The following is a 1,820-nucleotide window of genomic DNA, read 5'->3' as shown; positions in this document are numbered from 1 at the left end:
CGGCTGGACCGATCTGCGCAAGTCCATCGCGCAGTCGGTCAATACGTACTACTACCGGCTGGCATTGGACCTGGGCATCGAGCGGTTCGACCATTACATGGAGTACTACGGCTTCGGCCAGCCGACCGGCATCGATCTGACCGGCGAGATCTCCGGCATCCTGCCGTCGCCGGCCTACAAGCGGAAGAGCCGCAAGGAAGCCTGGTATCCCGGCGACACGGTGAACATCAGCATCGGCCAGGGCGACTGGAAGGTTACCCCGCTGCAGCTGGCCCGTGGTGTCAGCGGCCTGGCCAATGGCCAGCTGCGCACGCCGCATCTGGTGATGCAGCAGCGTGCTGGTTTCGACAGCGACTGGGTGGCGGCGGAGCCCGGCCCGAGCAAGCCGGTCAGCCCCAACCCGAACAATCTTCAGGCCGTGCGCGAAGGCATGATGGCCACCATGCTTCCCGGCGGCAGCGCCGCACGCATGGCGGCCGGCGCGCCGTACACGATGGCGGGCAAGACAGGCACGGCACAGGTCGTCAGCCGCAAGGGCACGGCCGCGGTCAATCCCAGAAGCCTGCCGATGCACCTGCGCCACCGTGCGCTGTTCGTCGGCTTCGCGCCGGCCGAGCAGCCGGTGATCGCGCTGGCCATCGCCGTGGAAGGCGGCGGTTACGGCGGCGCGGCGGCCGCACCGATCGCGCGCAAGATCTTCGATGCCTGGCTGCTGGGCAAGATGCCTGAAGGCATGCAGCCGCTGGACAGCGAACGCGGCACCACCGCCATCGGCATCACCGCCTTCGACAATGAGGACGTGAACGCGCGCCCGGCCGGCGACGCCGCCGCCGCCGAGCTGGGCGAGCACCCGGTGCTGATCGGCATGCCCGCACCGCCACCGGCGCCGGCACCGGTTCCGGGTTCGCCATCTGCTGCGGCGTTGCCCGTCGGTCCTCGCCCGACCGTCGCGGCGGAGGCCAGCCGATGAGCGCCTTCCTGCGCTGGGCCGGGGAAATGCTGCAGCGGTTCTTCAGCAGCCTCGACTGGCTGCTGTGCCTGGCGCTGGGCGCGCTGATGGTGATCGGCCTGRCAACGTTGAAGAGTGCTGGCGGCGATGGCCTGGTGATGGCGCAGGGCGTGCGTTTTGCCGTGGGTCTGGCGGCGATGTGGGGCATTTCGCGGGCGCCGATCCTGCGCATCCGCTCGGCCACGCCACTGATCTACGCCATCTCGATGATCCCGTTGCTGGCGGTGTTCGCGCTGGGAACGGGAAAATACGGCCGGCAGTGGCTGGACCTCAAGTTCTTCTACCTGCAGCCGGCCGAACTGCTCAAGGTCAGCCTGCCGATGATGGTGGCCTGGTACCTGCACAAGATGCCGCTGCCGCCGCGCTTCAACACGGTGCTGGTGGCGATGGTGATCATCGGTGTGCCGACCGGGCTGGTGATGCTGCAGCCGGACTTCGGCACCGGCGTGCTGATCGCCGCCAGTGGTGTGTTCGTGCTGCTGCTGGCGGGCCTGCCGTGGTGGTGGGTGGGGCTGGGCGTGGGCGGCGTGGCAGCGGTGGCGCCGGTCGCCTGGTTCTGGTTGCTGCGGCCGTACCAGAAGGACCGCATCATGATGTTCCTCGACCCGGAAATGGATGCGCTGGGCGCGGGCTGGAACATCATCCAGTCGAAGATCGCCATTGGTTCCGGCGGTTTCGACGGCAAGGGCTGGGGCGAAGGCTCGCAGTCGCACCTGAATTTCATTCCCGAGCAGACCACCGACTTCGCGTTCTCGGTGCTGAGCGAGGAGTTCGGCTGGATCGGCGTGGCGCTGGTGCTGACGCTGTACCT

At 68.0% G+C, this 1,820-nt stretch carries 2 protein-coding genes; both read left to right on the top strand.

What is annotated here, in order from left to right; genetic code table 11:
• Positions 1-970, top strand: a 970-nt coding sequence (locus AC1VAN_RS20585) for a penicillin-binding transpeptidase domain-containing protein (protein WP_480986609.1), incomplete at its 5' end; no start/stop codon positions are given.
• A partial coding sequence (locus AC1VAN_RS20580; RefSeq protein WP_480986608.1) for an FtsW/RodA/SpoVE family cell cycle protein occupies positions 967-1,820 on the top strand: 854 nt, incomplete at its 3' end. The genes AC1VAN_RS20585 and AC1VAN_RS20580, both read left to right, overlap by 4 nt.

It is taken from the genome of Stenotrophomonas sp. 05L44_2 (assembly GCF_056665995.1).
Note: the sequence above shows the minus strand (reverse complement) of the source record. Positions and strands in the feature narration are given on the sequence as shown.